13 protein-coding genes and 1 pseudogene are annotated in these 20,480 nt (G+C 53.3%); 6 read left to right on the plus strand and 8 right to left on the minus strand.

All coding sequences use genetic code 11. The annotated features are described in order from the left end of the window. Positions 1-278: 278 nt before the first annotated feature. On the minus strand, positions 279-1,454 hold the full coding sequence (locus OHL19_RS15205; protein WP_263358569.1) for a hypothetical protein: 1,176 nt from the start codon (positions 1,452-1,454) through the stop codon (positions 279-281). 461 nt (positions 1,455-1,915) lie between these two features. Beyond that, positions 1,916-3,586, minus strand: coding sequence for a DUF262 domain-containing HNH endonuclease family protein (locus OHL19_RS15210; RefSeq protein ID WP_263358570.1), 1,671 nt, complete (start codon positions 3,584-3,586; stop codon positions 1,916-1,918). Between the two features lie 315 nt (positions 3,587-3,901). On the opposite strand from OHL19_RS15210, the gene OHL19_RS15215 reads away from it, so the two are divergent. Further along, positions 3,902-5,230 carry a DUF2779 domain-containing protein gene (locus tag OHL19_RS15215; protein WP_263358571.1) on the plus strand — a complete coding sequence of 443 codons (1,329 nt, stop codon included), beginning with the start codon at positions 3,902-3,904 and terminating at the stop codon, positions 5,228-5,230. 192 nt (positions 5,231-5,422) lie between these two features. Here the strand turns inward: OHL19_RS15215 and OHL19_RS15220 are convergent, their stop codons facing one another. From OHL19_RS15220 to OHL19_RS15240, 6 genes are all read right to left on the minus strand, one after another. Continuing rightward, on the minus strand, positions 5,423-8,572 hold the full coding sequence (locus tag OHL19_RS15220; protein ID WP_263358572.1) for a BPTD_3080 family restriction endonuclease: 3,150 nt from the start codon (positions 8,570-8,572) through the stop codon (positions 5,423-5,425). Then, positions 8,569-11,322 carry a site-specific DNA-methyltransferase gene (locus OHL19_RS15225; RefSeq protein WP_263358573.1) on the minus strand — a complete coding sequence of 918 codons (2,754 nt, stop codon included), beginning with the start codon at positions 11,320-11,322 and terminating at the stop codon, positions 8,569-8,571. Before OHL19_RS15225 ends, OHL19_RS15220 begins: the two co-directional genes overlap by 4 nt. Positions 11,323-11,514: 192 nt before the next feature. Continuing rightward, entirely contained in the window at positions 11,515-13,710 is a 2,196-nt protein-coding gene (locus OHL19_RS15230) for a Z1 domain-containing protein (protein WP_263358574.1), read from the minus strand. A gap of 129 nt (positions 13,711-13,839) precedes the next feature. Then, positions 13,840-15,075 (minus strand): type II toxin-antitoxin system HipA family toxin, encoded by a 1,236-nt coding sequence (locus OHL19_RS15235; RefSeq protein ID WP_263358575.1) that lies wholly within the window; start codon positions 15,073-15,075, stop codon positions 13,840-13,842. Next, the gene (locus OHL19_RS23120; RefSeq protein ID WP_396126783.1) at positions 15,068-15,325 is read right to left on the minus strand and encodes a helix-turn-helix domain-containing protein; all 258 of its coding nucleotides are present in this window, start codon (positions 15,323-15,325) and stop codon (positions 15,068-15,070) included. Before OHL19_RS23120 ends, OHL19_RS15235 begins: the two co-directional genes overlap by 8 nt. A gap of 184 nt (positions 15,326-15,509) precedes the next feature. Beyond that, complete coding sequence (locus OHL19_RS15240; protein ID WP_263358576.1) at positions 15,510-16,787, minus strand: tyrosine-type recombinase/integrase; 1,278 nt, start codon at positions 16,785-16,787, stop codon at positions 15,510-15,512. A gap of 510 nt (positions 16,788-17,297) precedes the next feature. Here OHL19_RS15240 and OHL19_RS15245 point away from each other — a divergent pair. The 5 genes and pseudogenes from OHL19_RS15245 (at position 17,298) to OHL19_RS15260 (ending at position 19,814) form a co-directional block, all read left to right on the plus strand. After that, positions 17,298-18,410, plus strand: coding sequence for a hypothetical protein (locus OHL19_RS15245; RefSeq protein ID WP_263358577.1), 1,113 nt, complete (start codon positions 17,298-17,300; stop codon positions 18,408-18,410). Positions 18,411-18,412: 2 nt separating this feature from the next. After that, positions 18,413-18,790 carry a hypothetical protein gene (locus OHL19_RS15250; protein ID WP_263358578.1) on the plus strand — a complete coding sequence of 126 codons (378 nt, stop codon included), beginning with the start codon at positions 18,413-18,415 and terminating at the stop codon, positions 18,788-18,790. 93 nt (positions 18,791-18,883) lie between these two features. After that, entirely contained in the window at positions 18,884-19,072 is a 189-nt protein-coding gene (locus OHL19_RS15255) for a hypothetical protein (RefSeq protein ID WP_263358579.1), read from the plus strand. Positions 19,073-19,160: 88 nt separating this feature from the next. Continuing rightward, positions 19,161-19,331, plus strand: a pseudogene (locus OHL19_RS23125) (hypothetical protein); the annotation flags it as partial. A gap of 63 nt (positions 19,332-19,394) precedes the next feature. After that, positions 19,395-19,814 (plus strand): type IIL restriction-modification enzyme MmeI, encoded by a 420-nt coding sequence (locus OHL19_RS15260; protein ID WP_317890586.1) that lies wholly within the window; start codon positions 19,395-19,397, stop codon positions 19,812-19,814. The last annotated feature ends 666 nt before the right edge of the window (positions 19,815-20,480 follow it).

Here is a 20,480-nt window from a genome sequence, read left to right on the forward strand (position 1 = left end):
TGGAGCAACCGCACAATCAGCGTAACGATTCGTGCAAACAGCGATGCTACAGATTCTAAAAGCGTTCACCCACGTAAACAGAATGCTCGCTGCGCGGTTGCTCCACAGTTCCCAGTTGGGGGTGATGTGTCAGCCTCAACCCGATGCCGCAGGCATCGCACGGATTTCTGCAAACAAATATGCGGCGGGTTATGAGAGCATCGGGCCGCTGGTGATCCATCCGGACGAGACACATTCGACTCGTGGTGGCCGAATCGCATCACTCACAAAGGACGACCTCAGGCCTTTCCAGGACTCAGATCGACTGACAGCGGCAACTCTCCCGTGACCAAACCACGCAGAATACCGTATGAGTCGAGATGAAAAATTGCGCGGAACTGATCGCCCTCAGCTTTCAGGATTCCCGAATATAAGGGCTTGTAGTCAAGCAGTCCGCGAAAATCGCGAGCGCGGATTAGTTCCAGAATACGGGCGTCTACCGCCATGTAAGCCTGGACGTTTTCGTCATCTCGAGCATCCAGTGATAGCGGGATTGGAAGTATGCTCCGTTCCCAAAACGATCCCAAAAAACGTTGGCGTTTGCCATCGTAAATTGTTGTCAGTTGAGCCCTCCAAAAGCGTCGGCTTGGACGAGCATCGGTGCCGAATAAATCATCTAGGGTTTGGGAATGATTCTGCATGAGTTGCGGATCATCGGCAACTTGCATAAGAAGCTCCGATCCCTCCCGCTTGCCGACCGCATCATCGAACCTGCGAGCATAGAACCGTATGACTTGTCGGGTCGCTTCGTCGAAGTGGTCTCTTGCACCACGTTCTGGATCAGTAATCTCGATATCAAAGATCCTTTGCCGGTCTACGGTCCACAAAGAACTAATGAGTCCGATGGCCCGATCATATCGTTTCGGTTCTGCGAGTGCTTGGATTTTGGCTGCTATGGAGACCCTTTGTCTACTTGAAGACGCGTTGTTGAAAGTACCCTTTGCTTCGATGCGAACTAGTCTTCCGCCGGACGGGCCGTATGCTTCGAAATCGAAACGACTTGCCACTTTAAATAGCGTACGCGCGTCTATGACCTGAGCCACTCGCAACATCTCGAGTCCCAAGCCTACACCGAAGATCTCAGAGCAGAGACGCTTCACATCTGGGTCGCCGGGGTCTTCAACGTACAGTAGGTCGCCATCAACATATGGATTGACCATCGCGCCAATCGCCCATGCCAACGCCATCGCCCGCTGTCTAGGAGTACCCCCCGTAATGGCTTGGCTGTTAACGCGATCAGCGAAGTGTCTGCCCGCTTGCGTCATCACGTCTTCTAAGTAGAGCTCAACTCCGTTTGCGACGATATCGGTGACCCACTGTGGTGTCTTACCCGTACAACTGCTGGCAGCACCTGTTCGGATGAGAAGTCGAAATGATTCTTGGGGGATGCTGCTGACGTTGATCTCATATGTCATGGATGTTGGGAACTGCCGCTTTCCGAATGACTGCACTATGACTGCCCACGATCACGCATGGTGAAGAAAGTTGACTTCATCAGGATAACGTTTGTTCTACTCACCAGTCACTGGCCATTCCCGGAAAGAGTGGAATATCGATAAGGTCGCCATAAACTCAATGTCGAAGTCAGTTCAGATGAAATGGAAAAGGTGCAGGCTCTAGAAAAGACATACAGACTTAGCGTACTTAGCACTTGCGTTACAAACAGACGGGAGACACGGTTTACAACGAGGTGGAACGGCGACCGCTGCCGAACATTGGGTGTCCGACGCGAACGCGGCGCGGAAGGTTACCAGACTCGACGAGCTCACCGGCTAGACAGGTTCGCACATTGCGTAAGCTGGTCTTCGAGACACTTGAGCCGAAAGGTGGCTAATATCATTCGAATCCCAATCGAGAACGACAGTGGATCAACCCCCTATTCGGGGTCATCCAAAAGCAAGAACTCAAATTTCTCGGCAATCATCTGCTTTCGAGCAGAGATGAACGCTTCGTAATTTTCAAGCTTCCATAAGCTCTTCTTTGTTGGAATGCAATGAAGTGCGAGGTATGTGGCATCCTTATTAGCAAACCACTCGGAGGGTGGAATGTCGCGCTTTTGACTGGCTCCATTTTCGTTAGCGGTGAGCAGCATGCAGTTCGCGAGCTGATTGATTTCCCCGGAAGAGTATTTTTGGATTTTGCGTCCCGATGCGGATTTGTTCGCCTTTTCGGCTCTGAGAAGACTTTGCGGGAAAATGTGGTCGACCTGCGGAAGGTGCCCATCCAGGGCGGGGCGGTAGTTTGTGTCATACCAGAGATTGAACAGCAGATGTATCTGTCCGCTTTGGTAACCCATGCCCCAAAGTGACGCCTGAGAGATACGAAGATCCCTCCTGTTCTCTTCGATCGTCCTGAATATTCCCCTCTTTTCAAACGCTTGATCCACCTTGATCTTCGATGTGAGCTTGTCGATCAAGGTGTCAGGCCGGCCCGAAAATGCGCCAGTTAGAAGGACACGAAGAAGGTAATCCCTGATAGGACCGATATTTTTCCATTCCTTACCGTAATGGTAGTGGAAATAGACGAGTGGAATGAGTGCGTTATATGAGGTAAGCGCCTTGTCGGAGCGTATGAATGTTTTCTCGACGATTTGGTCCCGCACAAACCGGACGGAGTCAGTGATGCGTTTCCAGTTTGAGGCGATCGATTGCCGAAGCTCGTCATTTCGAAGCTTATCGACATCATATTTAGCTCCCTGATCGAGAATGGACATCGCACTCTTGAGAATGAAATCGCGATCAAACGCGAAGCGATTGTCATTCACATCGGAGAGGAATTCATTCATCTCAATGTCCGCGAGATTCCATTCAGAGATCAAGAGTGTGAACATCAAATCGGACTTGTTTAGCTTTGTCCCACCTGAGTTGGCGCGAATGAAAATTTCCACTACGTCATCAAACTCATAGGTGTTGTCTTCATCTGTCGAGTCAAGCTCCTGATACAGGAGGTTCTCAGTGACCTCCAATTCCTTTTTCGCGCGAGCTATATTACGCGTAATGAGGCGGCGTTCCTCCTTCGACAATTGAACTTTGGCTTTGCTGATAATGTCCTCGGCGATCTCGTCGGCAAGCTTCTTGGAGTAAACAAGGTTGCCAAATCGGACCCAAGGCCACTCGATCTCGTCTTTTTCCTTGAATGAGAATCTGAAGCTAATTTCTTCGGGCAGTTTTGCGTCGCCGCTGAGAAGATCAAAATACATCTCCCTTCCACCGATGGATCCTTTGAGGCCGATGAAGAGACTCTGCAAACGCTGCTGTCCGTCGAGAACGAGCTTTTTCAGTTTCTTGTTGGTCGGCCGGTAAAGACTCTTGAGATCGAAATCGTCGTGGTACTGGTCAATAAAGCGACGGTGACGGAGTTCGTCACGCGTCTTCCATATCATCATGGAGGAGACGGGATACTGGCGCATGATTGAGTCAAAAAGCTTTTCGATCTGGTCCTCATCCCACACAAAGAGCCGCTGGATATTTGGCAACCACAAGCCGCCGCCCTCGGCGTCCTCGTTATTTATCTCCGCCATGAGGCTCTTGATGGTCCTACTCGGCATTGAATCTCCTTTAGCGGCCCGCTACGAGGCCTATATGCTCTCGACTGTTTTATCACCCGCTGGACAAATCAACTACCTCGAATTGCTTAGGATATGTTCGGGCGCATGTAATACTGGCTGCGCTGATTCCGCATAACATTGGCTTGGTGGAACGTCCGGGCGTAGGAGCTCCTGATGAGAGAGATGATTACGAAATCGACGTGGCTTGCGGCACAGCAATGTCCGACAAAGGCATGGTTCGATCTGCGCGCGGAGCCGGAAACCCCTGGAGAAGCTGCGCTGTTTCGCATGAGCCAGGGCAGAGAAATTGGCGACATGGCCAAAGAACTCTTCCCCACTGGCATCCTCGTTCCAGGAAACGGGGCGGCTGCGGTCGAGGCAACGCAAGGGCTCATCAATATCTCGCAAACCGATACGCTTTTCGAGGCTGCATTCTCGTCACAAAAGTTAACTGCACGGGCCGACATTTTAAAGCGCACGCAGGGCGGCTGGCACGTATTGGAAGTGAAATCGAGTTTTGCGGATACGAGCAGTATCAGACAACTTGTCGATGATCTTGCCTATACAGTTTTCGTGGCTCGGCGCACTGGGCTCAACGTCACAAAAGCCTCCCTTGTTCTCCTGTCTCGGGCTTACCGCTTCGGCAACGGATCGGACCTGCTTTTCGAGATTTTGGATAAGACTGTTGAGGTAGATGCGCGGGTGGCCGAATTCATTAAGGTGGCAGACAGCCTGCCGACCGCGCTCTTCGCTGATACGCGACCCGCTGCTTCGTTGCTGCCAGCATGTCGAGAATGTAACTTCTTTGAAACAGACTGTTTGGGCCTCGGAGTCCTCCACTCTGTACTTGAAATTCCTGGGCTGCATCATACAAAGCTCAAAAGGTTGTCGGCCGCGAGCATTATTGATATGGCACAGACACCAACAGATTTGGGTCTAAATGAACGCCAGGAACGGGCGCGGCTCTCCTCAATCGCGGGCACTACGTTTGTTAGTCCGGCGCTCAGCGCAGCCCTGAGAGTCTTTCAGTTTCCGTGCTATTACCTCGACTTTGAGACCGTTGCGACGGTGCTGCCGATGTATGACAATCATTCCTGCCATCGTCAGGTACTCACGCAATTCAGCGTCCACCGTAAAGAAGCAATTGGATCTGACCCGACGCACATTGACTATTTAGCTGATGCGACGCAGGATTGTGAGAAACTCGTAGCCGACGCATTGATCGACGCCCTGGGAAATCTTGGTTCCATAGTCGTCTACAGTTCCTTTGAGAAAACCCGTATCTCGGGTCTGAGAGACGCATATCCAGATCTTGCCACGGCACTTCAGGCGATTTTGGACCGGCTCGCCGACCTACTGCCAGTGCTCCAGGAGCACGTGTATCATCCGGCGTTTCGCGGAAGCTTTTCAATCAAAAAAGTGCTGCCGGCCTTGGTTCCCACATTGTCTTACGCGGGTTTGGAAGTTCGTGATGGTGACACTGCGATCGCCCGCTTCGCGCGCATGGCAAATGGCACTATATCGGGGGAAGATGTTGCATTGACGCGAAAGCAACTGCTCGACTATTGCAAGCTGGATACGCTAGCCATGGTCCGGCTGCACGAAACTCTCCATGCGCTGGGTTCTGCGAATAATACCCCTTAAAGCGGGCAGATTTCCCGCTGCCATTCAGTGACTGTTTGGCTTGCTTTGGATGCCGCCAGTCCCCGCTTCTGGAGGAATCGCGAACTATGTTCGTGTGCATGGTCTGGGGCTCCCAGGAGATTCATACAGTCTAGCCTGCAGACGGTTCCGTATGGGTTCGCTGCTAACTTATCTTCTCGTTACACTCGATGGCTAAGCTAACTTCTCTGCGACAGCAGCCACGCTTCTTGCGAGCTCATAGCGCCAGACACCGTAGCTCCCGTCCGCGTTGACGGCGTTCACCCAGCGTTGCGCAGCACTTGCTTTCACCTCCGCGAGCGGATCATACCCTTTGGTCTCAAGGATCAAAGTCTCCTCCGGTCGGTCCATCAGCTTTATTAAGAAATCTGGAATGTAGTCGTGCATCTGGCCATTGTGAAAGTATGGAATTGCGAAACCCAATCCCGCGTTCTTCACGAAGCTGCGCACTCGCGGATGACGGTCGATCATATACGCCGCCTGCTGCTCCCACTGCTGGGTATCGGCGATCACATAATTGACATGGCTTCGATTAACCAGCCTCACATCCTTGCTAGTCCATGTGTCGACATCTGATGTGGAGCCCTCAACGCGGTTCTCTTCGTAGCGGGGAATTTCAGCTGCTTCCCCTTGTTGTAAATCCGGCTGCAAATGCTGACGCAAGATTTCTATCAGCCAACCGAAGTACGGAGAAAGAAATGCGTCTTTCCTGTCTCCGGGATAGACGATTTCCACTCGCTCGCGCAGGTATCGGTCCACTATCGGTAGCACCTGGGGAAACAGGACCTGGGGGAGGATAGTCGCGCTCGGCTGAGAGCAATATTCACGCGTGATACGCTGCGCGAGCTCGAAAACAAGCTGCTGCATCCGGTGTCCCTTACGGAACGCTTCAAGATCGGCAGTCCCCGCACTCCCTGGCGCATTCACTGCCGGTCGGCCAGTGTTTGTGATGCTCAAGGCCTTTAGCTCAACCTCTCCGGGAATCGAAAGCGGATTGATGGTGAGTGATGGGACGTTTTGCCAATCGAAGGTGATGCGATTACGAACAGCTTGTGTGTAACCTACTACTCGCGGGAAAGTGATTCTCAGGTCAGAACGTTCCGGCAAAGCGTACACGTGGTGCCGCTTGGCCGGAGCCGCTGGGGCTCCTCCCGGCGTAGCCTTGAACGGTACGACCTCAAAGGGCACTCCAAGAATGGTGGCGATCTCTTCTGCAAAGTGGTCGTTCGGTCCGAGAGCATAGCTCACACGGCGAAGGCCGCGCCCAACGACCTGCTCGCACAGAAGTTGAGACTGAAATGGACGCAGTCCAATGATGTGCGTCACCGTGTTGCAATCCCAGCCCTCGGTCAGCATGCCCACACTAACGATGCATCGGATGTCCCGACCTGGCGGATGGAGCGGCCTCTTGAGCTTCTCCGCCAGTTCCTGGAATCCGGTCGGGTAGATGGGTTGATTTTGGCTGTCCCTCGTCCAGTCTTGATGCCCCACCGTGTCAAGCGTGTAGCGCATCCACCGCTGTTCGTCTCCCTTAGCGCCGTCGCCATCTGTTTCCTGAATGACCTTGGAGTCAACGCGAATTGTTACGGCTCGTTCTGCTGTATTGCGAAGTTCTGGCAAGCGGACAGAAGGTAGATCAGCAGGTGCCTTGTCCTCAGCAATCCACTCGTAGATGACTTTCGCCAGCTTCGTGTTCTTCACGACCAAGATGAATACCGGCTCGCGCTTGTTGCCTTCCGCTCGCCAGCGCTGCAGCTCTTGCTCCCAAAGGGAGCCAAGCATCGCAATTGGTGTGTGCGCAAACTTAAGAACGGCTTCTGGACGAGGATTCGCACGGCCACCGCCGCGCTCGGCTGCAGTCAGGGGGTTGGGACGGCGTGGATCGAGAATCCACTCCCAAATGTTTCGGTAGCCCGGGATTTCGGCCCCAGTCGTATCTCTCGCTGCAAGCTGCGGAACTTTCACCAGTCCAGACTCGATGGCGTCGATTAGCCCAAAGTCGCTAACCACCCAAGGGAATGGCCGATTCGTTTCCTGCCCAACACGTCCCAGAAAGTAGGGTGTAGCGGAGAGATCGACACAAAAGTTGATGCCACGTCCCTTATGAATCTTGTCTAGTCCGTCAATCCAAACTGTCGCCTCTTTGCGGCTTCCCAACAACTCCTCGTCCGGGTCTTCTTCGTCGTCCTCTTCGTCTTCCACTTCCTGCGCTACGCGGTACGCGTGATGCGCTTCATCGTTGAGGATCAGAATGTTCTGTTTGCCGCCAACCTCGCGTCCAAGCACGCGTTGAAGAAGTGCCGTATCACTCTCAACGTAACGCTGATCGACGACGTAAACCGCCTGGAGCGCACCCGTCTGCGAATCGCGCTCCTCTTTCTGAAACTCAAGCAAGCCAGCGTGCAGTTGGCGCTCATATTCGGCCTGCGTCATGTATCGCTTGCCGCGAGCCGTGGTGGTCTTCGGACCAATCTGGATCTTCACAGCAATGTTGCGCGCGACACCGCGTTTCTCAACCCGCGAGCCGTCCTTCTGCATGCTTTGCGGCTCGAAGACATGCCAGTTCGTAACCAGCACGCGACCACGGGTGAGTTGCGGCATCAAGTGAGTCGGCACAAGATCGCGAGTTCGATATACGCTGGCGTCACCGCGCTCCGGCAGCAATTCCGTGAGACGGTCTCGGATAGTCACGTTGGGACACACCGCAAGCACCACATCGCTAAAACGCTTGTCGCTGCGATTGGCAACTTTGTTCAAGATGCTCCAGACTGTGAGCATTCCCATCACAGTCGTCTTACCGGAACCGGTAGCCATCTTGCAGGCATAGCGCATGAAACCCATGTAGCCGAATTCAGCCTTGCGGTCGTCACTGGGCTCGTCGCGCGGGATGTTGATGCCTTGGAGGAAATCCTGCCGTGCTTCGTTCAGGAAGATGATCGTCTTGGCTGCCTCGACCTGCGCAAAGAACAAGCGGCGCTCCCGGCCTTCTCTTTCCCAATAGGCAAGGAGTTCAGCTGTTGTACGGGTCACACCCGGATAGCCAGCTTGCTGCCAACCGCCGATACGCTCGCGGATTAAATTCACAAGGCGCAGTTCGAACGCTGTCGGATACAGCGCGCTTACTTGCAATACCTCATCTGTTGACCACTGGACGTTTCCGTCGCGTGGAGGAAACACAATTCCCGGTCGCCGCCCCTCGCGCTTCTCCGGCGTCTCGCCTTCGCGGATGTACCAAAAGTACTCCGGCTTATTGAAGGGGCCGTTCAGGATCGGTTCGGCGACTTCATTCGACGCGTCGCCCGGTGTCGCTTGCAAAGGGCTCATGCCGTCGCCTCACTCAAGCTCTTGACGACCATCAGTTCATTGCCGCGTGCGTCGATCACCTTCACTGCAATTTTCTTTTCATCGCCCGCCCCAAAGGGAGCACTCACCGTCCCGGCCAAGTGATCCCAGAGGCTTTCGTCATAATCTGCTTTTAGTGACTTCTTCAACGCGTCCCACGCACCTGTACGCGGAAAGAACGCTTGGGTCACGTGGAAGCACAGACCGTTATAGTCCGTATCCAGGAACCACGCGGGAACGTCACTACCGGGGGCATGGTCGTTCTCCATCGAGATGGGATCGAAGACGTCAAGACCCAGCAACTCTACTTCGTAGCGATCACTGTCCAGGTTCCGGATTTCGATCTCTGGGAGACCGCAGACACTGAAGATTTGGCTGGAGCGCATGTTCTTTAACAAGTCGCCCATTTTCAGGTCCATCGTCGCCTGAACATAGGTTGCTGGAATACCCATGTTGTCTCCGCAGCTCTTGATGAACTGGCGTGCCTCGGCCTCGATCGCAAATCCGATCACGTACAGATGGGTGTAGTTCTTGCCATTCGCTTCCTTGGCAGCGTGGAATACCAGTCCTTCGCTAACGGCACCGTTCTCCGGCCCGAATACGATAGCCACAGGCTTTCGAGTGATGCCTTCGAGCAATGCACCATTTCGTTCTGCGGCCTCTCCAACAACATCGCCTAGTGTCGGATTCTGACCGTCCGCTGTCGCGTCGACCATAGCATCAGCCGAGAGTGACAACGTCCGCGCTGGCACGCGAATGGAATGGAGCTGAAGGATTCGATTGCCATCCAATCTCAGCATTGGACTCCGCTTAAGTACATCTAGCATTCGGTCGGCATAGTTCTCCGCATCTGCAGATGCAGTAAGTTCAGCCTGTCGTTCAGTGTCGGGGCGATCTTGTCCTTCAACCTCGAACGGAGTGGGGATCGTTGCTTCAAACGCAAACGGGCCAGCAATCCTCGTAATTGAGTAATCAATTTCAGGACGATCTCTAAAGATCAACTCCGTGGGCTTCTCGTCACCAGCGATGCTACTCAGAGTATGTTGCTCTGCTAAACCGAACCCGTCTTGTTTCTTGTTCTTGCTCTCCAGTTGGCTCTTATAGACAAATCCCGCTGCGGGACTCGTAGTACCATCCTGAATTTTGTAAAACGGAAATGTAGCTGTGAGTAACCTCTGCCTAGCCAGAGCTAAAGGCACCCGGCTAGTGTCGATAGTTATCCAACGGCGTCCCCATGCCTCAGCTGCATGCGCCGTCGTCCCCGAACCACAAGTTGGATCAATGACTAGATCGCCAGGTTCGGTTGCCATCAATAGACAACGTTGCAAAACCTTCTCGCTTGTTTGGACAACGTAGATTTGCTCATCGGTGAAGCTCCCCGTACCGGTGTCCGTCCACACGTTACCCAATGCGGTTCCCGGCATCGCGCTTAAATCCATGATTGCGTTCAGCGATTTCCCAGTTGTGTAGATCAAGCCTTTTGCAACCAATGCAGGCATTCCTTTTTCAGGACTGACAGACCAGTGCCTATTCTTTCCCGGTTTATACGGAATTCCATCGAAGACGAAAGGCCCGCTTCGCGTTTCGCTAAAGTCCTGCGATGTCAATGGATAGCCGCGTCGGCAAATAATCCACGGCTCTTTTACTTTATCTGGTTCAGATAGCTCGTCCGCGGTAAGACGCCGAACCTCTGATGTGCGGGAGTTTCTAGCATGGACGTACTGCTTAGCTCCCTCATCACCGGGACGCTTTCGTCTATACAAGGCATTGGTCTTTAGACGTGCACTATCCTTGCAAAACCAGAGAAGATAATCAGCGGTATTAGATACCCCCTCCCCCTCTTCCGAAGAGGTTTTCTGGAACACAATCGTGTTTACCGTATTTTCCCTACCGAAAACCTCGGTCATCACCTCTCGGACATGGTGTAGGTTTTCATCGCTGATCTGCACGAATACGCTACCGCTCGGGGTTAGTAGGTCTCGTGCAACGAGTAGGCGGTCGCGCAGGTACGTGAGATAACTGTGTAATCCGAGTTCCCAGGTGTCACGATAAGCCTGCACCATCTCAGGCTCGCGGGTCAGATCGGAGTCGTCATTGTGTTTGACATCTCTCTTACGGACAAAGGGCTGAAAATTAGAGCCAAACCTAACTCCGTAAGGAGGGTCCATATAGATCATTTGGACTTTTCCGCCCATACCCTCGTACTCCAATAGAGAGTTCATCACTACTAGCGAATCGCCAAGGATCATGCGATTCTCCCAGGTTTCAGCGTGCTCGTATGGTCGCAGTTTTTGCCCTAACGGCAGGCGTTTGTCTCCAAACAGACCAATCTGCTCATCGACACCTTCACGCACATGGCCCTTCAAGGTTTCCAAGATTGCCTTCGTCGAAAGTCGTTCGTGCACAAACAGCGGAAGTGTCGGCACATCCATTGATAACCGCTCTGCCTTGCCCGACCAATCGAGGAATGGCTTACTGAGTCTATTGAGCTGCGCGACAGCATCCTCAAGTCCGCGAACGGTCAGCAGCGAGTCCCCTCCAGCACCGATAAACTGCCCCGGCTGAGAGAACAGATGAGGCGAAGGCAACTTTGACGCTTCTGTGATCTTTGCGAGCAGCCATTCACCAAGTTCACGGGCTGAGTTCTGCCCGTCCCAGCTCAGCGCAGGATCAAGCGAGTCGTCGTAGTGATACTTCTTCGGCGCCTTTTTCTTGCGGAACTGCGCCTGCATGCCAACTTCTGGCCGCATGGGCGTTTCGACGGTGTGCTGATACGGATCGGCGATTCGGCTAGTGGCGGGACTCTTCTTGCGTGGTGGCATCTTGGCTCTCGGATACTGCTCAGGCTATTGATTCTCTATTGTCCCGGTTGTGGATGCCTAGTACCAACCTGAGGCCATCCGCGCAGAAGGTAACAGCTGCGCTCAGTCGATGGTCTCCGCCGTATAGATGGCCGTAGGCGTATTCGCCTGAGCACGAATGACCGGCCAATAGAACGGCGTTCCACGCCAACCTTTCGCCTCCGAGCCCTCCTGGCGAAGCAAAAACAGGATCGGATGATTGATCGCATATTGTTTCGCCAGCTTGCCTTCGGTTCGTTCCGAGTCTGGCGTCTCAATATAGGTGGCGTGAGAACCGGCGCTCGCGAGGCGCGCTGAATCGCGCCCATCAGCCGCCCAAATCAAGACATGGCCCCGTTCGGCGGGAACCGGGTGTTGGTGGCAGAGATGAGCGAGAGCTGCGACAGCTCCCTCCCAATCAAAATCCGGAGCATCGTCTTCTGGGAACTCCATTGTCGGCGCAATCGCTCGAATCAGATCAATCGCCTCGCTGACTGGAATGAGTTTGGGGGCGGCTGCATTGAATCCACACAGTGCAGTCACTCGCTCGTCTAGTGCCTTGACCGCTTGGCCAATGCCATTTGCGCCGGTCCGGTATCCCGTCTGGAAGCCAATAGGCAGGATGCGCTTATAGGGCCGTAGTGTCTGTGTCGTGGCCACCAGAATCTTGTTCGGGCTGCAAGGCACGACAGTACCATCCGCAGCCTTGCGAATGAACTGAACAGCGTGGTCGCCACCTGATTCAATAGCTGCCCTTAACGAAGAGTCAAACTCCTCCATTTGGCTCATAGCATATCGAATGACGTTCGACGTGTAGAAACGCGTGACCGCTAAGTCCATGCGACGGTAGCCATACATACGCGAATGCTGCAAGACGGTGTCTTGCTGGTATTTGTTTGGACGGCGGCCATAGTAGAACCCAATCAGACCGGCAAGCGTGACTCCACGGTCGAGCACCTGACCACCGATAAAGATGTTCAGAGGGCTTCTTAGCTTCAGCTGTCCTGAGCTATCGAGCAACGCGGCCACATCGTCATCAGAGTTCACCTTCGCTACGGTGATGTGCTCGTCTTCAAGAGCCTCCGAGACTGCAGCAATCACGGTATCCACTTCAGGTATTGGCTCCAATGCGAGTGCTAACGACCTTGCGAAGTCCCCATGTGCCTCCGTAACAAGGCTGATGAATTCGTCGTGGTTGGACTCAGCCGCCTCCTGCAGCTTCTTGATGATCGCTTTCGTCAGTTTCTCTTGCCACGAATGGGCTTCCTTTCCGGCCTCGGAATGTAGAAGAAAAGAAAACCGAAGCTTTTTGCTCTTTTCGCCAGCGTTTGTTCGGTTGATTCGCTGTATGCATCCGCCGACGATGAAATTGATGATCGCGGCACGGAAACCCTTGATGGCGGGGGACGCGAGAACCTGATCGATTTTTAGAGACCGGGCGTCGGGCTTTTTCAGTCGTTCAAACTCTCTGTGATCGACCGTGTGATGGATGAGGCTTTCGAGGGTGTCAGCTTGGCTCTTGGCCGACTCGCCAAAGTAGGTTTCACCGCCGACATACTCGGCCGGTACCGGAACCAACTTCGTGAAAGCCGGACGTGTCGGTTTGAACGTGAGGACGTTGGCAACCTCAATCTCATTCGGCTGCAGGTAGAGCGAATAGGGTGTCGCCGTCACTTGCAGGAATGAAGAGCTTTGAATGACGGAACGAAGATCATTGATCTTGCTGGCAATCTTGTTCGCCTCAATGAGTCCTGCCTTCTTCGTGTAACCGATAGATGCGTTATCGGCCTCATCATCAATGATGAGCGTGCGCTTTTCGGCCATCAGCTTGTTCTTCTTGAAAAGATCAATGAGCCGACGCAAGTTGTCGTCTTGTTTCTTGGCGACGAAGATGAGCTTGGAATCAAGCTCGAAGACGCCGAAGGAATCTGGCGCGTGCATGATGTCGTAGATGTCCAATTCACCATCATCCACGAACATTTTGAATTCGCTATTCAAACGTTTCGCAGTCTGTTCGATAAGAGCCTTGGAGTTCTTGCTGAGAACGATTGCGATGTCGAAGCCGTTATCGAAGGCGAGCGCCAAAATGCTAATGAACGTTCGAGTCTTTCCGCTCTGAACCTTACCCAGCAGCATTCCCGGGTGATCTGAGCTGGTTGCTTTTTGCATGAGCTCTGCTACCGTCTCTTCGGCGCAATGAAACGTCTCGGAGCTGAAGCCAGGGTTGGCAATCTTATAGCTCGGGAAGAAAGAACCTGTCAGTTTGATACCGCTCGTCATGCTTATACGTACTCCGCATCAGGAAAGAGATTGTCAGCGTCAACAATTACGTAAGGTTCGGAAGAGTCGAGTATATCTTCGGCTTGCGGTAATCGCGTTTCCCTTGATGACTTTCTGACAGTAAAGGTCCTAATCCTGCCCTTTCAGGGAGGAATCAACTCCCACTTGCCAATGAGCCAACATTTGATTACCAACCTCTTCAAAGTCATGGTGGGTCTTGATGTACTGCCTCATGGCAGATGCGACCTCAGACATCGCATCCGAAATGCATTCAAGAATCGTTTTGACCCTGGCGGGCGATGCGCCCATGCGAGTCTCGCCCAGTCGTTGCAGGTCTTTGGCGCTGGCCCAACGTGTCGAGCCATTCAACGTAAGCGCCATGCTGTCCTTCGGGAGATAAACGGACGTGGTCACCAAGTCATAGACGGGAGCAAGTCGTGCCGCGCCCTGAACCTCGTCATAGACGATGCCGAAGTTTTTCAGATGCGCATCTCCATTCCGCAAGGCACAGTTTAGCGCGATGAGCGTGAAGAGACGCTCCGTATCCTCGACGAGATGCAGTGAGTTCGCAAACTGCGTGAAGCGCTTCATGATGGACGTTTCGTAGCTGCCGCGATACTTCTCATCGGTACGCCTGGCATTAAGTACGCAGAAATCTTCAAAGCCTCGATACGTGCCATCAGAACGCAGATCAAACCGATCGATCACGAGCGCGAGGGCATCTTCAGATAGACGGTAGGTGGGAACTTCAAGCCCGCACGCTTTGGCAACTTCGAGACAAAAGTATTCGTTGGCCGCAAGCTGCGGATATTCATTTTGTTCCCAAAACTTCACGATGTGCGTCGCCCCCAAATAGCTCGCGGAGACACGATGGCCTGAGCCAGCCAATGCGGAGGATGCTGCTTCATCCCTCACAAGAATCTTGGGCTGCACACCACTGATGCCGGAAAAGGTAGCGAACTTCTCGATGAGATAGCGGAAGAGATCGCCACCCCGCCGGTGCTCAAGAATTTCATCGACCGATTGGAATGGAACATCCTCCTGAAGCTGCTCACGTTGTCCGGTGTATCGAATGCGCCCGACTTGCGAACGCCCCACAACTCCTAAGAGGTCAAATTCGTCGAAGCTTCCCGTGGCCTTGGCGAAGGCTAAACGCAGGCGTTCTCGAAGTACGCCTTCGGGCAGATTCATTTCGAAGATTGGAGGTAATCCGAAACGGATGTCCCATGAGGGGAGGCGAACCGGCATCGTCACAGAGACCGCACGCGTAGAAGGGGCCTCTGGAGTATAGGCAAAGCTGCTTCCCCTGTCTCCTGAACGATCAAGCATCCCCGCTTCTTGCGAATCGGTCCAAACTTTAATCATGGCTTCTCTCACTCATCAGCTCTTCTAGAGTCGGCCTACGGGAGGTAGCCTCCTGAACCCTCAGTTCCAAGCCCAACGCGGAAAGAATGTTGTTGATTTTGGTGTATCCCAACTCTCCCATGCGGCCATTTTCTAGAGCATCTAAGGTGGAACGACCGACATGTGACTTCTTGGCAAGCGCGGTTTGGCTCAAACCGAGACCTTTACGCTTTTGAGCAATCTGCTCGGCGAGGATAGATAGGGACAACATTATTGCCTAATATACCAGGCAATTAAACTCACATCAAGTGTTTTGGCTAGTATACAAGGTCTTGGTAGAGCCAGACATCTGAGCACACGCTCGTGTGCAGAGACGGCACCGGATCAAAACGGGCCGAAGCGGCCCTGATCCGGTGCCAAAGCAAACCCGGATGCTTCCATCCGGGCGGAACAACTTACATAGCATCGGCTAACGAATGAGTTTCGACTCTGCGCGGCTCCTTCTTCGCCAAATCCTTCTTCTGACGTGGTTTCATCACGTTGATTGCAGAGGCATCGAGTTGAGTCTTCAAATGGGCAGCATAGTATTTCTCAATCATCTCCACACTAGTCCGGCAGTTCTTTGCGATCTGGTAGATGTCAGCCCCTTCAAGAAGCCGCAAACAGATGTACGTGTGACGAAGGCTATAAGCAGTACGCGGTCTTCCATCGCGGTCAACCCGAAGCTTCTCTTCCTCAAGAATCGCGTTGAACAGATCGCGCGACCACTTTGGAAACAGCAACTCCATGGTTCCCGGCTGCTGCCACCCTCCGCTCTCCAATGAATCCTTGCGGCTGCCCGCACGTCCAGGACCGCCTTCAGGACGCAGACGAGCCTTCAAGCGCTCGAACGGTCGCACAGCTCCGACCGTACTCTTGCAGAAGCCAATGCCTCTCTTACCTCGAACTTCGATCTCTAGGATTGTTTGCCCGCTACCTTCGTCATCGACGATCTTCACATCGCGGAACTGGAGACGCATCGCTTCATCCGGGCGTAGCCCTGTATTTGCGGAGAACAGAACATAGTCGTGAAGCTGTTCCGCTTCCCAGCGAAAGCGCGGCTGCTTCGGGTGCTGTGCCCGCTTGCGAGTCGCTTCGTATAGCTGCTTGTACTCCTCCGGCGAGAACCATCCCCTATGAGAAACCTTGGCCGACGCCCGATAGGGCGCGGACATATCCGGGAGATGTTCAATCCATCCGTGACGCAACGCCGTCTTGAAGATCTGGCGCAACGTAACGATCTCCTGGTGCATGGTGTTATGCGCGGGCGGCTTGCCGCGTAACGCCTTCGACTCCTCAAGGCGATGGATGCGGTACTCGTTGATTGTGCCCGCCGTGATCTCAGGGAGAACCATGCTGCCAAAGAAGGGAACGAGATGGCCATTCGTACGCGCGTGCTGGCCGCGCGCGTAGGTTGCGTTCCTTTGTCCCTGCGTCATGATGTCAAACTCACGCAGATACAACTTGGCCGCGTCACGGAATGGTTTGCCGCTCACTAACTCGCCGTCGCGGAGCTTGCCTCGCAACTGCAAGTACCAATCTTCAGCGAACTCCTTCGCTTTCGAGAGGCTGTCTTCCTTGGTTGTAGTGCGCCGGTTCTTACCGGCCAGGTAGGTCGCGCACTGCCAGCTAGAACTGTTCGGACGTTTGTAGACGTGAACCTTGCCACCGAGGATGGTGTGATGTTCGGACATGCACGAGCACCTCCTGACATCAAAATACTACAAAAGTGTGGAAGAGTTGTGCAACAGAAGGCGACCTGCTCGATTCGCTATAAGTTGTTTATTTTGAATGATTTGGATAACTACTGAACGCTGTCTTGGACGATTTTGAGTTCTTGCCGGACAGTGCATGTCTATGAAAATAAAGGAAATTTTAGCGCAATCAAGCGTAGCCCTAAGTAGTTGAGTGACCGTAGTTTAGGGCAATTTTTCAAAGCCAGCCCAAGCTGATGTGTGTACCTCTGCTGTACCTCTATACATCTCAGAATTGGCAGTAATTTCTGCTCCAAATGCAGGGAGTGGTCTATGGCGATTATGCCGTAGCTACTCGAAGCAAAAGCTGCTCAATCAGCACCATGCCAGCTAATTGTCTTGTTATCAATGAACGATTTAAACTACTGTACACTGCTCTTTCTGGGATGAAACTGTCTATTCGGCTGTGGGAGACTAAAGCATTGCCTTTTCAGCAGCTCGGAGCAACCGATGACGGAAGAATTTCTGAAGCCAAAATTGATCGGCGAACGTTTCAGCGGCCACGCGGTTCCGCTTGAACTGCTGAAAGATTTTGCTGCGCTTCAGGAAATGCTTGTCGAAGTTGCGAAGTGGAAATATCTCCAAGAGCATCCCAACCGGGAGCGGGTCCAACGCAATTTCGCCAAGGATATAGAGCTTCAACTCGCGGGAGTTGAGGAAGGAAGTGCAATCCTGGCAATTGTGCTTTCGTTCCCTTTGCTGGTTCCACCTGAAAATGCAAAGTATTTTCAGCAGGCCAAGGCAGAAATTGTAGAGTCCATTGCACAATCGGCAGAAGGCCATATCCCGCAGTTGCCGCCAGATTACCTTATATACTTCGACCGTTTTGGCCGCGGCCTGCGAAGCGGGGAGTCTATCGAATTCCCGCGCCAGCAGGGAGCTGTGACATTCAACACGGATGTCAGGAAGCAGTTGATCCGAGCGGCGAAGGTAGAAACCTGGACGGAAGAAGCTGCTCTCCGGGCCAAAATCTATGAAGTCAATCTGGCACAAGATAGTTTTGAGTTCGAACTGAGCGATGGCTCCAGAGCCAAAGCGCCTATGGACGACAAGTACCGGGATACCGTTCTGGAAGCTTTGAAGGCGTACCACAGCGAAGCCTTCTTTTTAATTCAAGGCGTCGTCCAAAGAGACCATCTGGACAAGGTCAAAGGGTTTGAGTCGATCGAGCATGTTACTGCGCTCGATCCCCTGGATACAACTTTGCGGCTCGAACAAATTGCCCAACTCAAGGATGGCTGGCTGGACGGCAAAGGCGTCGCCCCCACCAAAGGCAAATTGAACTGGCTGGGAGCTGCTTTTGACGCCGGTTTCAGCCCAGACCTTCCACTACCTTATCTTTATCCAACCGTCGAAGGCGGTATTCAAGCCGAATGGTCCCTGCACGATTGGTCAGTGACACTTGAAATCAATCTGGAGACGCAGATAGGCGAATATCAGACCTTAAATCTCAAGGATCAGACCAGCACAGACTTGCAATTCCATTTCGGCGAACCCGGCGGTTGGGAACAACTTAATCAGGCGCTGAAACAGATTGACGCTCAAACGGTGGAGGCAAGTTAAGAGTGACGCCTGAGACGCTTTTGTATCGCCAGATACATCCCAGCTTTGTCCAAAATGACCGCCCTACTTCGCAGGCATTCCGTCCGACTCCCAAGGATGAAAACAAGCTGTCTGCATACGATGGGGATAAGATACAGTCGCAGGCGTCATGGGAACACTACACTAGCAAACTGGGGCTTGCATCGTTAGGCGTTATGGCCATTACAAACGCGGTGTGTACAGTGCAGAGCCTTATTGTCGCAGCAGACGGAACTCCGTTTCCTGAGCACTGTTCGATTGACTTCTCAGGCCTCACGAAAGAGCCCGACATCAAAAAAGCCGCCAAGAATCTCCAGGCGAGTGCCATCCAACGTGGTTGGCAATTTCGTAGCACCCAGTAGCCAGTTTCCCGCTCCTTTGCCCTAAGCAGATACTTGCCGCACTTTCTGGGTTCTTCCCTCGCCTCTTTGCGATACTGACTGTAGGAACGGAAGATGAACGCAGTTGAGATTGAGGCAGTTGTATCGGAACTCGCAGCCCAGCCCTTTGATGCGGCTGAGTTTCCTTTTCAGTTCCTGGCTGCCTTCTACAAGAAAGAGACCACGCTTAAGCCCTGCGTAAGGGTGACTCGAACAAGAGCGATGTCCCCGGCGCGGTGCTGCTGGTTAACAATATCCACTTAACGCTGTGCCCAGATAGACATACACGGGAGATGCTGGAGCGCCTGAGGGCCAGTCCTAAGACGACAGCCCAACGGGCGAATATGTCTTTGCTACGGATGGTAATTTCTTTGAGTCGGAAAAGCTGACGGGGCTGCGTGAGCCGGTTGCCGATGAACTAAAGAATCTCGCCAATCGCTTCGGCTTTTTCCTGGAACTGGCGGGCATCTCGACCGTCCGGGAGATTGAAGACAATCCTATCGACGTACGGGCCACCTGGCGGCTCAACAAGCTTGAATTGCTACGGCTGAACTCGAAGTGGGCTACCGAAGCCTGCCGCCATGACATGAACCACTTCATGGCGCGGCTTATCTTCTGCTTCTTTGCCGAGCATACGGACATCTTCAATGGTCGCGGTCTATTCACGGACACCATTGAGCAGATGAGCGAGACAAATGGCAGCAACGCGCACCAGGTCATGGAGGCGATCTTCTGCTCCATGAACATTAAGGCTGCTGACCGCGCTGCCAGTGGACTGCCGGGTCAACTTTCGCCACTGCGCGGGCGACAGCGCCAGCACCAACCGGTGCGGCTAATGCCAAAACTGCGAGATGCCGTTTTTTGGAAGGCGGCAGTTTGCTGTTTTGCTATTTTCGAGCAGAGCGACCATCTCCTCAAACGCACTCACGAAGCTCGGGGCCCACTCCTCCCTGACGGCGATCTCACTCGCCACTCGCCGATACTGTCATGGGACACTGGCCTATAAGGCAGTCTCCTCTAGGGGGCAACCATCCTTGTGCTTTTGGGAGAGTTGGCCTTCGCAACCTCGCATAAACATTTGGGAAGAGTCTTCGTCTCCGCCGCGAGCGAGCCAACTAAGTTGGGGAACCCGGGGTGCCCTCCCGTACGTCGGCGCAGTCCTTGGTTTGAAAATTTGGATGGAAAGAGCAGTGTTGCCTGGCTCTCGACAGCACTTTCGGAAATGCTCTCCACTAGTTGGCCTAAGGGAAGAAGTTGCGACTGGTTTCCGGCGAAGAGGTGGCTCGGGCACGCACTGTTGTTCCGCTGACTGCGAGTCTTGCGCCGGAAACGCTCTGTCCAGGGTCAAGATAGTTATTCAGACGGTGAAGAGAACGGTTTTAAGCCGATTGGGTCTCACATCGTTACTGCTCTTTGCGGCTTCCCCCTGTACTGATCCAGAGAATCAGAAGCCTTAGTAACAGTGCGAGATATGCAGTTAGCAGAATGATCCAGTCGAACATATTGACTCCTTCCTTCGTGAGGTGTCCCCATGTGCCCTTGGCTCCGGTAAACCATCAAGACACTTCACTTGCCTGATTTCCCAGAGGTGAATTAAGCGAACTCGTCCGGTTGGATATTGCGCTCTTAGCTGAGGTATCGGCCTCTACGTTTGCATTGAGCGATCAAATCG

This window comes from Acidicapsa ligni, assembly GCF_025685655.1.
Taxonomy (GTDB): Bacteria; Acidobacteriota; Terriglobia; order Terriglobales; family Acidobacteriaceae; genus Acidicapsa; species Acidicapsa ligni.